Annotated in this window: 14 protein-coding genes; 6 read left to right on the forward strand and 8 right to left on the reverse strand. The window is 64.4% G+C overall.

Annotated features, from left to right (window positions below; genetic code table 11):
- Positions 1-23 precede the first annotated feature (23 nt).
- The gene (locus tag C8C89_RS04460) at positions 24-1445 is read left to right on the forward strand and encodes an MFS transporter (protein ID WP_133988991.1); all 1422 of its coding nucleotides are present in this window, start codon (positions 24-26) and stop codon (positions 1443-1445) included.
- A complete protein-coding gene (locus C8C89_RS04465; RefSeq protein ID WP_133988992.1) occupies positions 1442-1840 on the forward strand; it encodes a DUF4440 domain-containing protein in 399 nt (132 codons plus the stop codon). The genes C8C89_RS04460 and C8C89_RS04465 overlap by 4 nt, the downstream gene beginning before the upstream one ends.
- A 1-nt stretch (position 1841) precedes the next feature.
- On the opposite strand, the gene C8C89_RS04470 is transcribed toward C8C89_RS04465, so the two are convergent.
- The 5 genes from C8C89_RS04470 to C8C89_RS04490 form a co-directional block, all read right to left on the reverse strand.
- The gene (locus C8C89_RS04470) at positions 1842-2417 is read right to left on the reverse strand and encodes a DUF1349 domain-containing protein (RefSeq protein ID WP_101483326.1); all 576 of its coding nucleotides are present in this window, start codon (positions 2415-2417) and stop codon (positions 1842-1844) included.
- 25 nt (positions 2418-2442) lie between these two features.
- Entirely contained in the window at positions 2443-3846 is a 1404-nt protein-coding gene (locus tag C8C89_RS04475) for a TolC family protein (protein WP_133988993.1), read from the reverse strand.
- The gene (locus C8C89_RS04480) at positions 3843-6941 is read right to left on the reverse strand and encodes a MexW/MexI family multidrug efflux RND transporter permease subunit (protein WP_133988994.1); all 3099 of its coding nucleotides are present in this window, start codon (positions 6939-6941) and stop codon (positions 3843-3845) included. Before C8C89_RS04480 ends, C8C89_RS04475 begins: the two co-directional genes overlap by 4 nt.
- A 15-nt stretch (positions 6942-6956) precedes the next feature.
- Positions 6957-8066 (reverse strand): efflux RND transporter periplasmic adaptor subunit, encoded by a 1110-nt coding sequence (locus C8C89_RS04485; RefSeq protein ID WP_133988995.1) that lies wholly within the window; start codon positions 8064-8066, stop codon positions 6957-6959.
- Positions 8067-8148: 82 nt separating this feature from the next.
- Complete coding sequence (locus C8C89_RS04490; protein WP_101483322.1) at positions 8149-8628, reverse strand: DUF2165 family protein; 480 nt, start codon at positions 8626-8628, stop codon at positions 8149-8151.
- Positions 8629-8752: 124 nt separating this feature from the next.
- Between C8C89_RS04490 and C8C89_RS04495 the strand changes: the two genes are divergently transcribed.
- Positions 8753-9412 (forward strand): MarR family transcriptional regulator, encoded by a 660-nt coding sequence (locus C8C89_RS04495; protein ID WP_133988996.1) that lies wholly within the window; start codon positions 8753-8755, stop codon positions 9410-9412.
- Here C8C89_RS04495 and C8C89_RS04500 read toward each other — a convergent pair.
- Positions 9388-10680 carry an MFS transporter gene (locus tag C8C89_RS04500; protein WP_133993137.1) on the reverse strand — a complete coding sequence of 431 codons (1293 nt, stop codon included), beginning with the start codon at positions 10678-10680 and terminating at the stop codon, positions 9388-9390. The two genes, C8C89_RS04495 and C8C89_RS04500, sit on opposite strands and share 25 nt — an antisense overlap.
- A 112-nt stretch (positions 10681-10792) precedes the next feature.
- Here C8C89_RS04500 and C8C89_RS04505 point away from each other — a divergent pair, with 112 nt between their 5' ends.
- On the forward strand, positions 10793-11692 hold the full coding sequence (locus C8C89_RS04505; protein WP_133988997.1) for a LysR substrate-binding domain-containing protein: 900 nt from the start codon (positions 10793-10795) through the stop codon (positions 11690-11692).
- Here C8C89_RS04505 and C8C89_RS04510 read toward each other — a convergent pair.
- Complete coding sequence (locus C8C89_RS04510; RefSeq protein ID WP_101483320.1) at positions 11689-12441, reverse strand: SDR family oxidoreductase; 753 nt, start codon at positions 12439-12441, stop codon at positions 11689-11691. The two genes, C8C89_RS04505 and C8C89_RS04510, sit on opposite strands and share 4 nt — an antisense overlap.
- Before the next feature lie 149 nt (positions 12442-12590).
- Positions 12591-13622, reverse strand: coding sequence for a class I SAM-dependent methyltransferase (locus C8C89_RS04515; protein ID WP_133988998.1), 1032 nt, complete (start codon positions 13620-13622; stop codon positions 12591-12593).
- Between the two features lie 140 nt (positions 13623-13762).
- Here C8C89_RS04515 and C8C89_RS04520 point away from each other — a divergent pair, with 140 nt between their 5' ends.
- Complete coding sequence (locus tag C8C89_RS04520; RefSeq protein ID WP_133988999.1) at positions 13763-14653, forward strand: AraC family transcriptional regulator; 891 nt, start codon at positions 13763-13765, stop codon at positions 14651-14653.
- Positions 14654-14708: 55 nt separating this feature from the next.
- Entirely contained in the window at positions 14709-15119 is a 411-nt protein-coding gene (locus C8C89_RS04525) for a VOC family protein (RefSeq protein ID WP_101483317.1), read from the forward strand.
- Positions 15120-15279 lie beyond the last annotated feature (160 nt).

A 15279-nucleotide genomic window follows, 5' to 3' on the forward strand; every position in this document is an offset into this window, starting at 1 on the left:
GGCCGTTTGCCATTCGGAGCACCATGGACTATCGCAAAAAGGTCGCGGCCATTTATCTGCTGGGTTTTTTCGTCGACTTGATCAACATGTTCATCACCAGCGTCGCCTACCCCGACATCGGCCATGCCCTGCACGCTTCGGTGGCGCAGCTGGCCTGGATCAGCACCGCCTACATCCTCGGCCTGACCATCGTCATTCCCGCCAGCGCCTGGCTTGCTGCCTATTATGGCAGCAAAACCGTGTTCATGGCATCGTTGCTAACTTTTTTATGCGCCAGCATCGGCGCCGGCCTGGCGCCGTCCATCGAGGCACTGATCGCCTGGCGTTGCGTGCAGGGCCTGGGCGGCGGCTTGCTCATTCCGCTGGGGCAAAGCATGACCTACCAGTTATACAAGCCGGCCGAGCGCCCCGGCCTGTCCTCCGTCATCATGCTGGTGGGCTTGCTGGCGCCCGCGCTGTCGCCCGCCTTGGGTGGCGTAATCGTCGACAGCCTCTCGTGGCGCTGGATTTTTTATCTGAACGTGCCATTCGCCGCGCTGGCCCTGCTGCTGGCCGCCTGCTGGCTGCGCCCCGATCCGCCGCGCGCGGCCGTACCCCGGCTCGACACGGGTGGCCTTGTGGCGGGCAGCGCGGCGATTTTGCTGCTGTTGCTGGGCCTGACCATGCTGGGCACGCCGGACGAGCTGGCTGCCGGCGCGGGCGTGCTGGCGCTGGGCGCCGTCTGCGCCTGGGGCTATGTGCGTGGCGCGCTGCGCAAATCCACGCCGCTGCTCAAGCTGCGCCTGGCCGCCGAACCGCTGCTGCGCATTGCCATGCTCATGTATTTGCTGGTGCCGGGCGTCTTCATGGGCGTGAGCCTGCTGGCCATGCTGTACCTGCAGGGCGTGCTGGGCATGCCGGCGTCGACGGCCGGCGCGCTGATGCTGCCGTGGGCGCTGGCCTCGTTTGCGGCCATTTCGCTCACCGGTAAGAGCTATCGCCGCGTGGGTCCGCAACCCTTGTTCATCGCTGGCGCCCTGCTGCAGGCGGCGGGCATGCTGATGCTGCTGCGGGTGGACTCTGCGGGCCAGGTATTCTGGCTGGCCTGGGCATATGCCGTGATGGGTTTTGGCGGCGGCTTGTGCAGCAGCACGGCGCAAAGCACGGCTTTCTTGCGCACGCCGGACGGGCAACTGAGCCAGGCCAGCGCTTTGTGGAATATCAACCGTCAGCTGGGCTTTTGCCTGGGCGTGGCGCTGCTCAGCGTACTACTGAATGGCTTGCTGGCGGCGCAGGGCATTGCGTCGCTCGACGACCCCGCCCAGCACCTGCGCGCGGTCCAGGTTTTTCACTGGTGTTTTGCCCTCGCCGCAGCCTCGTGCGTGCTGCCTTTGGCACTGTGCTCGCGCATCGATAACCGTGCCGTTCTCGACCTTTTACATCACCATGAAGCAAGCAAAAAATGAACGCAACGAACCCCTATTTTGACGACGTCTTGTCCACGCATATACTGATCCGTGCATGGCTCTCTGGCGAGGCGGCGGCGCCAGCACATTGCGCCGAATTGCTGGCGCGTTTTTCACCCGCTTTCACGATGGTGGCGCCAGGCGGCAAGCAGCTCGATAGCGCTGGCTTGACGGCATTTTTCCGCGCAGCCGGCGGCAGCCGACCGGGCTTGCAGATGCGAATTTCCGACCTCGTTTTAATCCAGGAAAGCGCCGCCGGCGCTACCGTCTCCTACCGCGAATTCCAGTCGCTGCCGAGCGCAGAAAATACCGAGCGTTTGTCGACCGTCGTATATGAAAAAACACCAGCTGGCGCCCTGCTGTGGCGCCATTTGCACGAGACCTGGGTGGCTTGATTCAGCTCAAATCATGCAAGTCTTTTTGCTGCGCCGGAGCGATGGAAAACCGGGAAAAAACCACTTCCAGGCCACCGCGTTCCGGTGTGCAGCACATGGGGCCGACGCGGTAGCTAGCGGCCTCGGGAAATGGCGCCAGACGCAGCAGCGGCCAGCGCTGGCCATCGGTGGAATACTGCACGCGGATCACGCCTTGCGCCACCGTTACGCGCAGCCAGAAACCGTCCGGCATGGCGGGGGCGATGCTGACGGCCCAATCCGATTTTTCCAGCGTGAGCACGGTGCTCAATAACAGCTGGCCATCGGAAAATTCGACGCCGCATTTGATCCAGTTCTGTTCGTCGATGCGCACCATCATGCCGGCCTGGTCGTACAGCGACGAATACTGCGCCGCCACGTGCAGCTGCGCCGTGAAATCACCATCGATGCCAGTGCCGAAAAAGTGGCCGCTGTCGCGTATAAAACCATATTGAGTCTTGCGCCAGAAGTCGGTTTTTTCATCCGTCGTCACGCGCAATTGCGCGTCGTCGGCGGACCATGTTTCCGGTGGATTCAGCCAGCTGCCTTGCGTGAACATCGCGCCCCTTTCCAAGCTAAAAAGATCACATAGTTTGCCCCCATCCCAGCGCCTTGTACAGGGCAATCGCATCGATGTAGGACGCTGTCTCCGCCAGCAGCGCTTCGCGCCGGATATCGAACAAGGCGCGCTGGTTTTCCAGTACCGCCTGGTAGCTGCCGGAGCCACCCTGATAGCGCGTGCTGGCGATGCCGAGAGCCGCATCGCCGTGGCGCGCCGACTGCAGCAAGGAGGCCAGGCGCGTCTGGTTTTCCGCCAGCTGCGTGACGGCGTTTTCCACCTCTTCCTGCGCCACCAACAGCGCTTGCTCATAGCGCGCCAGCGCGCCCTGGGCCTCGGCTTGCGTACCGCGCAAGCGTGCCTTCACGCTGCCTAGGCGAAACGCCGGATAGCTGACGGAAGGCGCCACCTCGAAGGCGCGCGCGCCGCCGTCGAACACGCCGCTGCCGCGCAACGCAAAGAATCCCAGGAAGCCACCGAGGCTCAGGCGCGGATACAGGTCCGCCGTGGCGGCCCCCACGTCCTCGCTGGAAGCGGCCAGCAGGCGTTCGGCGCGCACCACGTCGGGGCGCTGCTTGATCAACTGGTTCACGTCGCCCAAGGGCAGTTGGCCCGCCAGCGGCGCCTGTTGCCGTGCCGTCGTGGCCAGCGCGATGGCGCCCGCAGTGTCTGTGCCAGGTTGCTGGCCATTCAAGACATCGAGCCGGTACTGCGCCTGGCGCAAGCCCGCCTGCAAGGGAGGAATGGCCGCCTCGCTGCGCGCCAGGTTGGCCAGCGCGTTGTGGCGCTCTTCCGGCAAGCCGCTGCCGGCGCGAATGCGCGCATCGATGAGGGCCACCGTATCGCGCCAGCTGTGCACCTGCGCCTGCGTCAGCGCCAGGTTTTGCTGGTAGCCCAGCGCCTCGTAGTAATTGCGTGCCACTTCGGCGGCGATCGTCAGCTGCGCCTGGCGCAAGTCCGCCTGCACCGCGTCGGCCCGCGCCTGCGCCGAGCGGCTCATGTGCGCCAGGCGGCCGAACAGGTCGATCTCCCATTGCGCGTCGAAACCCACGCGCGTGCTGGCGCTGGCGGCGCGGCTGTTGGGCGTGTCTTGCCGCACTTGGCGCTGCCAGTCCGCATGGCCCGTGACAGCAGGCAGTTCGTCGAGGCGGCGCTCGTCGAAAATGGCGCGTGCGGCCAGCAGATTCGCCTGCGCCTGCGCGATATCAAGGTTGTGTTCGAGCGCGCTGGCGATCAGCTGCGACAGGCGCGCATCATCGAAAAACGTCCACCAGGCGGCACTCATGGACGCCGTTTGAGCGGGCGCAAACTGTGCCTGCTGGGGGCTGGCCAGATGGATGGCCGGCGTGCCCGGCGTGACGTAGGCGGGACCGACGGCGCAGCCGGCCAGCACGGGCAAAAGGGAAACTAGATAGCGGTAATTTTTCATATGGATTCCTTCAGCGCCTGCGACAGCTCGCGGGCGCGTGGCGTGGCATGGTCGGCCGTATGGCGGCGGGCCAAAAAGGTGTACACGGTGGGCAGCACGAACAGGGTGAAGAAGGTGCCGATCAACATGCCCGACACGATCACCACGCCCAGGCCGAAGCGGCTGTTGGCGCCCGCGCCGGAAGCGAACAGCAGCGGCACCAGGCCCACCACCATGGCGGCCGTCGTCATCAGAATCGGGCGCAAGCGGATCTGCGCCGCTTTGCGGATGGCGCTGAGGCGGTCCAGCTGTTCATGCGCCTGCAGTTCGTTGGCAAATTCCACCATCAAAATACCGTGCTTGCTGATCAAGCCGATCAGGGTCACGAGGCCGATCTGCGTGTAGATGTTGACGGTGGCGTAGCCCAGCGCCAGCGGAATCAGCGCACCGCAGATCGACAGGGGCACGGTGATCAGGATGATCAAGGGATCCGTCAGGCTTTCATACTGGGCTGCCAGCACCAGGTAAATCACGATGACGGCCGCGAGGAAGGCCAGCAGCAGCGCATTGCCTTCCGTGGCGAATTGGCGCGCATCCGATTGCCAGTCGTAGCTGAAGCCCGGTGGCAGAGTCTTGGCCACGCCGTCGAGGAAGGCCACGGCGTCGCCCAGGGTCACGCCGGGCGCCGGCACGCCCTGGAAGGTGGCCGCATTTTGCTGGTTGAATTGCGTCAGCATGTTCGGCTCGATCTGCTCGCTCACCGACACGACGGCCGACAGGGGAAGCAGGCTGCCATCGTCGGCGCGCACGTACTGCTGCGTCAGGGCTTGCGCCGTCAATCGCTGTTCGCGCGGGCTTTGCGCGATGACGTCATACGCGCGGCCATCCATGCCGAAGCGGTTCAGGTAATTCTCGCCCACCAGCACGGCCAGCGATTCGCCGATGTCCTGCATGCGAATGCCCAGGCTATTGGCTTTTGAACGGTCCACGCGCACTTTCACAACGGGGTTGTTGTAATCGAGGTCGCTGTCGACGACGGCGAACAGGCCGCTATCGCGTGCGCGCTGCTTGACGTCTTCCATGGTGCGGAACAGGGTGGCGTAATCCTGCGCACTGCGCAAGACCAGTTGCACGGGCAAGCCGCCGCTCGACCCTGGCAAGGGCGCCAGCTGGAAGGCGAAGATGCTGGTGCCTTCCACGTCGCCCACTGCGTGCTGCAATTCGGCCTGGATGACGGCCGCGTTGCGCGTGCGCTCGGCCCATGGCGTCAGGTTGATGCCGCCGATGCTGGACGCCGGGCCTTCGCCGCCATTGATGATCCAGCGCGACGCCGTTTCGGGGATATTTTTGTAGATGTCATCGAGCTTGTACGAGAAGCGTTCGACGTAATCGAGATTGGCGTGCTGCGGCGCCTTGATGGCCGTCAAGACACTTGCCTGGTCTTCCGCCGGCGCCAGTTCGCGCTGCGGCAGCAGGTACAAAAAGGGCAAACTTACCATCACCAGCGCGGCGAAGCCGGCGCTCCACCAGCGGTGGTGCAAGGAACGGTCCAGCAGGCGCGCATAGCGCGTGGTCAAGCCTTCGAAGAAGTGTTCGGCGGCGCGCGCCATGCGCCCTTCCGCCTGTTTCGGCTGCAGCAGCAAGGAACTCATCACGGGCGACAAGGTGAGCGCCACCACGCCCGACACCACCACGGCGCCGGCCAGCGTCAGCGCGAATTCCTTGAACAGCGCGCCCGTCAATCCTCCCATCATGCCGATGGGGGCGTACACGGCCGCCAGGGTGATCGTCATGGCGATCACGGGACCAGCCACTTCGCGCGCGCCCACCAGGGCGGCGGCCACGGGCGTCTTGCCTTCCTCGATATGGCGGTGCACGTTTTCCACCACCACGATGGCGTCGTCGACCACCAGGCCCACGGCCAGCACCATCGCCAGCAAAGTGAGCAGATTGATGCTGAAGCCGAAGGCCAGCATCAGCGCCGCCGCGCCCAGCATCGACAACGGAATTGTCACGACGGGAATGAGCACCGAGCGCAAGGAACCCATGCACAGGTAGATCACGATGACGACAATGAGAAGCGCTTCGAGCAGGGTGTGCGCCACCTCGTCGATGGAGGACTGGATGAAGCGCGCTGTTTCGAACGCCAGCTCGACTTTGACGCCCGGTGGCAGGGTTTTCTGGATTTCCGGCAGCAGCTTCTTGATGCCGTCGACGATCACCAGCGGGTTGCCGCCCGGCGTGGGTGACAGGCCCAGGTACACGGCCGGCACGCCGTCCATGATGCCGCTCGTCTCCGTCGCGGCCGCGCCCAGTTCCACCGTGCCCACGTCTTTCAAACGCACGAGGGCGGCGCTGTCTTTTGCATCGCCGCCCTTGGTGATGACCATGTCGCGAAACTCCGCCACGCTGGTCAGATCCGTGTTAACGCTGATGTTCGAGACGACGAATTGGCCCTTCACTTTTCCGGGTGCCGCCTGGTAGTTGTTACGCCGCACGGCGTCGGCCACATCGGCCGCCGTCAAGCTCCGCGCCGCCAGTTTGGCCGGGTCGATCCACAGACGCATGGCCAGTTGCTGGCCGCCATACACGTCCACTTTCGCCACGCCGTCGATGGTGGCGAACATCGGCTGCACTACGCGCGCCAGGTAGTCCGTCAGCGCCGGCGCGGACACGCTCTCGCTGGCAAAGCCGACGTAGGCGACGGCCGAGGAATCGCCGGCCGAGCGCTCGATGACAGGATCGAAGGCGCCTTCGGGCAGCTTGTAGCGTACCTGGTTGACCTTGGCCATGACTTCCGTCAAGGCCTGCGTGGAATCGCGGTTCAATTCCATGCGCACGGTCACCGTGCTGCTGCCCTGCACCGACGACGACGTCAGGTAATCGATTCCTTCCACCGACGACACGGCCTGGGCGATCGGCTGCGTGACGAAGCCCTGCATCAGTTCCGCCGAGGCGCCCGGATAATTGGTGGTGACGGTGATGGTGGACGATTCGAGCATCGGATATTGGCGGATCGGCAACTGCTTGATGGCGATCACGCCCAGCATCAATATCAGGGTGCTGATGACCAGCGCCAGCACGGGGCGGCGTACGAATAAATCGGTAAATTTCATGGTGGCGGCCTTCCCTTACGAACCGGCCTTGGGCGCGGCGCGCTTGGCCTCGTCCAGTGTATTGGCCACCGCTTGCACGGCCATGCCGTCGGCCAGTTTCAGCTGGCCTGAAGCGACCACGCGCTGGCCCTCCCGCAAGCCTTCAACGATAGCCACGCGGCCGCCAGCCCGCTCGCCCAGTTTCACGCCCACGCGCTTGACGGTGAGCGGCTGCTTGCCCTCCTGCTGCGCCACGAAGACCGTGTCCCCATACGCGCTGTAGGTCACCGCCGTTTCCGGCACCGTCAGCTGCTGGCCAGCTTCGCGCGCCACCCGCACATTGGCGTACATGCCCGCCTTCAAGGCGCCACGCGGATTTGTCAGCGTCGCCTGCACCTGCACCATGCGTGAGCGGGCGATCAGCGGGTCGATGGCGTTGATCCTGGCTGTAAAAACTTCGCCGGGGTAGGCGTCCACCAGCACTTGCACGGCCTGGCCCGGCGCCAGCTTCGCGCTGCTCTGCTCATCGAGGGCGAAGTTCACCAGCAGCGACTTCGTGTCGATCAAACTGGACACCGTGTCGGCCGCATTCAGGTACTGGCCCGCGTGGACCTTGCGGATGCCCAGCTGCCCGGCGAATGGCGCGCGGATGGTCTTTTGCGCGATCAGCGCTTCCGTCTGACGCACGTCGCCCAAGGCCGCGTCGCGCGCGGCCAGGGCGCTATCCAATTGCTCCTGCGTGGCCGCCTTTTCCCTGACCATCTGCACCGTGCGGGCATGGCTGCTTTCCGCGTTTTTCAGCTGCGCGCGCTGGCGCAGCAGGGCCGCCTGTTCTGTGGCGTCATTGAGCTGCACCAGCACGGCGCCGGCCGCTACGCTCTGCCCCGATTCGAAGCGGATATGCGTGACGCGTCCGCCCGTTTCGGCCGCCACCTGCACCTGGCGCGCCGCTTCCAGTTCTCCCACGCCCGCAAAGAAACGCTCCTGCGTGCCCAGCACGACGGGGACCAGCGCCACCTTGGTGGCGGGATAGGCGGCATCGGCCGCATGCGCAGCGGCTTGTGAATCAGCACGCGGGGTCAGCACGGCGCCCGCGACGGCCAGGGTGATGGCCAGCGCGGAAGCGCCGACGAGTTTCGTATTCATGATGAAGTCCTTTACAGCAATCAAAGGGATAAAGACAACGGGAAGAAGAGGCGCAGCGGAGGCTGGTCAGGTCCGCTGCGCATTAGAAGTGAAAATTAAAGAGTACAAACAGGCCGATGGTCCACAGCAGCAGCACCAAGTGCGTCGTCTGCAAGCCTTCCTGGACGATCCAGTAGCCGAACCACAGGCCGCCCAGGTGCATCAGCAGCAAAAAGGCGGCCATGGCGCACAAGGCCAGGTTTAGCCAGGGCAGCGCATCGGCCAGTGACGCGCCAAAGAACAGCGCCACGCCCGTCCAGGCGGTGATGGCTGCCAGCAGTTGCAGTGCCAGTACCACGCCCAGCGATAGCCGGTGCAAGGCCAGTGAGGTGAGCGCGCGGCGTAGCAGCGGCGTCTGGATGGTCGGATCCTGGCGCAGCGGGTCCATGCGCATGGTGTTGCCGATGGCCCAGACGGCGCCGTGGAAGGCGTGCAGGTTGTTGACGGTGGCGAGGGTCAGCCAGATGGCCAGGCCGGTGGCGAGAATGGCGTGAAACAGCCAGATGGAGTGCTGCAGCTGCATGGGAAATCCAGTCTAGAGAATGTCTTGCCGGCATGCGGACGTGGAAACTCCTCGACAGCGGGGAGCTAGCGGCCTATTATGCAAGCGATTAGTTGGTTAACTTGCCCCATGATAGTTGAGCGAAATGAATTACACAAGTAAACGTTTGGATAATAGCGAAGCGCCGCAAACGACGGAGCGCATTCTGTATTTCATCAAGACCAAGGGACCCGTCTCCACGGCGACCTTGGCCAAGACCCTGGACATGACGGGCGAGGCGGCGCGCCAGCAAGTGCAAAAGCTGGTGGCGGCGGGCCTCATCGAGGGGCGCCAGGAAGCGCAGGCGGGCGCGGGCCGGCCGCGCCAGAACTGGGTCTTGACGGAAGCGGGCAATGCGCGCTTTCCCGATACGCATGCGCAGCTGACGATCAAGCTGATCGGTTCGGTGCGCCAGCTGTTCGGCGAAGCGGGGCTGGATAAACTCATCACCCAGCGCGAAGAGGAAAGCCGCAGCGCGTATGCATTGGCGTGCTCGGCACCGGACTTGCCCACGCGCTTGCAGCAACTGGCGGCCGTGCGCGATGAAGAGGGTTATATGGCGCGCGTGGAAGCGGATGGCGACGACTGGCTGCTGATCGAAGACCACTGCCCCATCTGCGCCGCTGCGCGTACCTGCCAGGGCTTTTGCCGCTCCGAACTGCAGCTGTTCCAGGAAGTGGTGGGGCCGGGCGCGAGCATCGTGCGCGAGCAGCATTTGCTGACGAACGCCATGCGGTGCATCTACCGGATTTCGCCGCTGCCCTGAGCCCTGGGAAACAGGGGCCACGTGCACAGCGCCACCAGCCCTGCCAGCCACCACACGACGGGCCAGCTGCTGGCCGCCAGCAGGTGCGGGATGGCCATCGGCGTGAGGAACAGGCCCACGTAGACGGCCGTATTCGCCATGCCCAAGGCCGTACCCGCATTGGCGCCGCCCGCTTCCGTGGCCAGCTCCGTGTAGGCCACGCCATGCCAGGCGGATACGGCGATGCCGGCGGCCACCACGGCGGCCATCAACAGCCAGCCCGGCGCATCCGTCCAGGCGATGCATCCCAACAAGACGAACGAGGCCAGCGCCACCAGGGACGAGCCGCGCAGGTAGGCGGGCCGGTTGGCGTGGCGGTCCGTGTGGCGTCCGCTCCAGATGCGCATCACCATGGCGCCCGCCTGCAGGGCCACCATCACGGCCGTGATGGCGGCCAGGCCCAGGTGGCCATGGTCGTGCAGGAATACGGTGGCGTAGCTGAGCACGGCAAACTGGGGCACGCACAGCAAGCCGATGGCCGCCACCAAGCGCCAGACTTTGCGGTTTTTGAGTGGACCTTGCAAGGGCGGTGCAGGCTTGACCCCAATCAGGCCCGTGGATGCGTTTTGCGGGGCCGTGGCGGCCTCGGCAGAGAAATCGGGCTCATGCATCCAGCGCCACGTAAAAAACGCCGACAGGCCGCATACGAGGGCCAGGGCGCCAAACACGGGCATGAAGCCGTAGCGCGATGCCAGGCTGGGCAGGATGAGGGCGCCGAGGCCGCCGCCCAGCGGCACGGCCGTCTGGCGGATGCTCATGGCGAAACCCCGTTCGCCCGTGCCGAACCAGCGCATCACGGCGCGGCCGCTGGCGCCGTTCACGCTGCCGCCCAGCACGCCGACCAATGCCAGCCCCGCCGCCAGTGCCCATAACGGCGGCACCGTGCCCCCAGCGGGCGTAATCCACAGCAGCAGGGCCAGCAAGGCCAGCATGGTGCCAAGCAAGCCCGTCAGCAGCACGGGACGGTCGCCCCAGCGGTCGGTGGCCATGCCCCATGGCAATTCGGTCAGGGCCACTCCCAGGCCCATGGCGCCCAGCGCCACGCCCAGTTCTGTATTGCTCAGGTGATAGCCGCTGCGTAGCCAGATGGCCGTCGTGGGCATGCCGTTGGCGGCGGCAGAAAAGCTGGCGTTGGCCGCCACGCCCACGGCCAGCACTTTCCAGCGGTGGGCATCGCCGAGCGCGGGCGGAGTGACAGGAAGGGAAACGGCAGGGCAGCTGGTGGTCATGGCAGGGAAAGGAAAGTGGTTGACCCTGACAGTGTTGCGCGCTACGATCATTCTGAATATCAGATAATTTACGATAAACAATCCCATAAAATCGGACGATTGCATTGATGCCATGAGCCTGCTGAATTTCGACATCGCCTTCCTGCGCAGCTATGTGGCAGGCATCGACCTGGGCAGCTTTGCCCGCGCGGCGGACAAGGTAGGCCGCTCCACCTCGGCCGTCAGCGCGCAGCTGAAAAAACTTGAGGAACAGGCGGGCATGCCCCTGTTCCGCAAGGATGGACGGGGGCTGGCGCTGACGCCGGCCGGCGAAGTGCTGCTTGGCTATGCGCGCCGCTTGCTGGAACTCAATGACGAGGCGGCCGTCGCCCTGCGCGGCGCGGAACTGGAAGGCTGGATCAGGCTCGGCTTGCAAGAGGATTTTGGCGAAGCCTTGCTGCCCGACGTGCTGGGGCGCTTTGCCCGCGCGCATCCGAAAGTGCGCATCGAGGCGCACGTGGCGCGCAACACGGCCTTGATGCAAGGCCTGTCCATGGGACAGCTGGACCTGGCCCTGCTGTGGGGTGGCGCCTGCAGCGCCGACGTGGCTGAGTATCCGCTGCAGCAGCGCCAGCATATTGCCGAACCGTCCATGCGCTGGATCGCCTCATCCAGCCTGGCCTGGCGTCCCGAATCGGGCGAGCCCTTGCCGCTCATTACGTTCGACCGCGATTGCCTGTTCCAGCGCTGCGCCACGCAGGCGCTCGATGGGGCCGGCATCGCCTGGCGCACGGCGTTTACCAGTCCTAGCCTGGCAGGGTTGTGGGCAGCGGCCGCAGCCGGGCTGGGCGTAACGGTACGCACCAGCCTGGGCTTGCCTTCTTCCGTGTGCGCGCTGGATCACGTGGCGGCGGGCTTGCCCGCCCTGCCCCCGTTGTCGCTGGAACTGCTGCGCGCCTCCAGCGTGTCCAGGCCGCCCGTCGAGCGGCTCTCTAGCCTGATCATCGAGGCGCTGCAGCAAGATGGGGCTTAAAACTCCTGCACCGTGGGACGCAGCACGATTTCATTGATGCTCACGTTGTCCGGCTGCCCGATCGCATACGCCACGGCGCGTGCCACGGCGTCGGCGGGGATGGCTTGCTTGTAAAACTCTTTCAGGCCGGCCGCGCTTTCCGCGTGGCTGCTGCCGCCCGTCAATTCCGTGTCGATGGCGCCCGGCAGGATGGTGGTGGTGCGGATGGTGCCGCCGCTGGCGGCCAGTTCATGGCGCAAGCCTTCCGAAATCGCGCTGACGGCAAACTTGGTGCCGCTGTAGACGGTGCCGCCCGGACTGAAGACTTTTTGTCCTGCCACCGACGAGATGTTGATGAAGTGGCCGCTATTTTGCGCCTGGAAATATGGCAGGACGGCGGCGATGCCATTCAACACGCCTTTGATGTTGATATCGATCATCTTGTTCCACTCATCGACCTTCAAGGCGCTCATCGGCGCGATGGCCATCAGCCCCGCGTTGTTGATCAGCACGTCGACCTTGCCGAATACGGCCAGCGCCGTGTCGATCAGATTCTTGACGTCGGCAGGCACCGTGACGTCGGTATCGGCAATGGCGGCCTGGCCGCCGGCGGCCGTGATTTCCTCGGCGATGGTATTGAGCAAATCCATGCGCCGCGCACCGAGCACGACAAAGGCGCCCAGCGCGGCCAGGTGGCGCGCGGTGGCTTCGCCCAGGCCGCTGCTGGCACCGGTGATGACGACGACTTTCCCTGCAATTGTTTGACTCATGATGAATTCCCTGTGGAGGCAGCGGAGTGCTGCGGATGACATCGATCAATGCTGGCGAGCCACGTCAGGCAGCGGCCACGCTGCAGGTATAGCTTAGCGCATTTGTGTTGCCATCCACTATAAAAATGATAATTATTAAATGATAATCGTTAGCTACGCGCAATCAGCACTTGTACGGGCGCCATGGGGAAATCGCTGGCGCTGTATTGTTCCACTTGCCGCCAGCCCGTGTCGCGCAGCAGTTGCGCCAGTTCACCCTGCCGTGTCACCGTCCGGCCCAGCATGCGCATCGGCAAGTAATACGGCAGCACGCGCGCGGCATCAAAGGGCGTTGACGCGATTTCCGCCTGCACGCAGACGAACACGCCACCGGGTTTCAGTGCCGCATGGATCTTGCGCAAGGCCGCTGCCATGTCGGGCACGAAATGCAGCACGGAGGAGCACCAGATCAGATCGTAATCGCTGCCGATATCGTCGCTGTCCAGGTCGCCACCCAAGGTTTCCAGGCGGTCAGATAGTTGCGCATGGGCGATGTTCGCGGCTGCCACGGCCACCGTTTCCGGCCAGTCGAAAACGCAGCCGTGCAAGCCCGCATGGGCTTGCGCCAGCGCCATGGCAACCCAGCCCGGCCCGCCGCCCAGGTCGAGCAGGCGCAGCGGTGTGTTGCCGTCCGCAAATGGGGCAATGCGCTGCATCACGGACAGGGCCGCGCGCATGGTGACGGCGCGTTGTTCCTGGCCGATCTGCTGCTGCGCGGCAACAGCCCAGTTGACCGCATTTGCCGTGTTGTATGGCGCCGCTTTGCCGCCGTCGCGCACGAGGGTAGCTAACTGCGTGGCGAAATGGCGCAGCGCATGCAGCCGGTATAGCCAGGCGTCGCCGCAATAAGAAACAGAGTTGCGGCAGAAGTACTGCAAGGTGGCGGCTGTGCAGCGGTAGCGCTGTGTCTCGTCATTGTTCGCATCGCGTTCCAGCACCTGCATGCTCCAGAGTAATTCCATCAGCAGGGCCGTGTGCGGCGCATGCAGAGACAGGGCTGCGGCCAGCTGTGCCGGCGTGTGCGGCGTGGCCAGTACCTCGAAAACGCCCAGTTCCAGGGCGGCGGCCAGCCCATCTGCCTGGACGGGCGCAACGGCCAGGTCCCAGTAGGGCTGCAAAGTGTGTTGCGATGTGAACGTCATGGTGCTTCCTTTCGGCGAGGTGGGCATTGAGGTGTGCATGAACGCTATTTTATGCAACAATGAGAATAATTATCATTTGCATTTGTATGCGACACGGTGCATTTCGTATGCGCGACGGTGCGCCAGGACAGGGAGGAGCGATGAGGGAACAGGACAGGGAAGCGGCAGGCTGGACGCGGCGCCAGCTGGACCCCGGGATCGGCGAGTGCCGCGCCGACCAGAGGCAGGTCGACCAGGGCTTGCTGCTCGTGCATTCCGATTACCGTCCGCGGCTCGCGCTTGTCGAGCAATCGAAGCATGACGATGCGGGCGGCATGGTCATCACCATTGGCCTGGAAGGCGCGTCCGGCTACACCACGCGCGATGGCGAACAATTGCGTTTCCGGGGCGGCCATACGACAGTGACGGCGTTTCGCCATACGAGCGGCGAGCGCCGTTTTGAGGCGAATCAAAAGGCGGCGCAATTGCGCGTGCTGGTCGACGAAGATGCGCTGGCGCGCTACTGGCCGGCGGGCTTGACTTCCCTGCTGCCCAACGGCGGCGCGCGCCAGCTGGCGCATGCCGCCACCACGGCTGCCTCCGCCCTGCACGCTCGGTCGCTGCTGCGCGCGACGGACCCGCTGGCCGTGCATATCGGTGTGCTCAGCCTGCTGGCGGAACAGCTGCGGGTACTGCGGCCAGCGCCCGCGTCCGCGCCGCGCTGGTTCGAGGCCGACATTGTCAAACTGGAGCGCGCGTATGCGCTGATGCAGGAGCAGATGGCGCAGGCACTCACGCTCGATTACCTGTGCGCGCAAGTGGGGCTGAGTTTGTTCAAGTTCAAGCAGGGATGGCGCTACCGCTACAACGACAGTCCCCAGCGCACCTTGCTGGCGCTGCGCATGCAGCGGGCAAAGTTGTTATTGGAAAATGGTTGCCAGGTGGCGCAGGCGGGCTGGCAAACGGGCTACCGTCACCCGGCCAATTTCAGCGCCGCGTTCAGCCGCCATTTCGGCTACGCGCCCAAGACCGTGGCGCGCGCGAGGGGCTGAAAAGCCGGTGTAGAATCGGCGGGCAGCATTTTTCATCTCAACTCAAGGAGACATGATGGCCCGCAAAATCTTTGTCAATCTGCCCGTCCAGTCGCTCGAGCGTTCCGTGGCCTTTTTCACGGCGCTGGGCTTCAGTTTCAATGCCCATTTCACGGATGAAACGGCGACGTGCATGATCGTCACCGACGACATTTTCGTGATGCTGTTGACGCACGACAAATTCAAGCAATTCACGCCCAAGCAGCTGTGCGATACCAAGGTGGCGACGGAAGTGCTCGTGTGTTTGTCGGCCGAGAGCCGCGGCGAAGTCGATGACCTGGTGGCGAAGGCCGTCCAGGCGGGCGGCAGCATCTACAAGGAGCCGATCGATTTCGGCTTCATGTATGGCCACAGTTTCCAGGATCCCGATGGTCATCAATGGGAGTTGATGTTCATGGAGCCGAGCGCCGTACCTGGAAACGCCTGACCAAACCTACTGCGGGTCGCGCTTTGCAGCCGGCGATGCTCACCGGCTCGGCGCCCCCGTACAGAGTACGGTTGCGCTTCTCGGCCACAAATCACTGCCGCTCGCTACGGTTTTGTCAGGCGTTGCAACAGCCAAGTCAAAACACTTGTTAAGCCCACGC

The organism is Janthinobacterium sp. 75, from assembly GCF_004365495.1.
Lineage (GTDB): Bacteria > Pseudomonadota > Gammaproteobacteria > Burkholderiales > Burkholderiaceae_D > Janthinobacterium.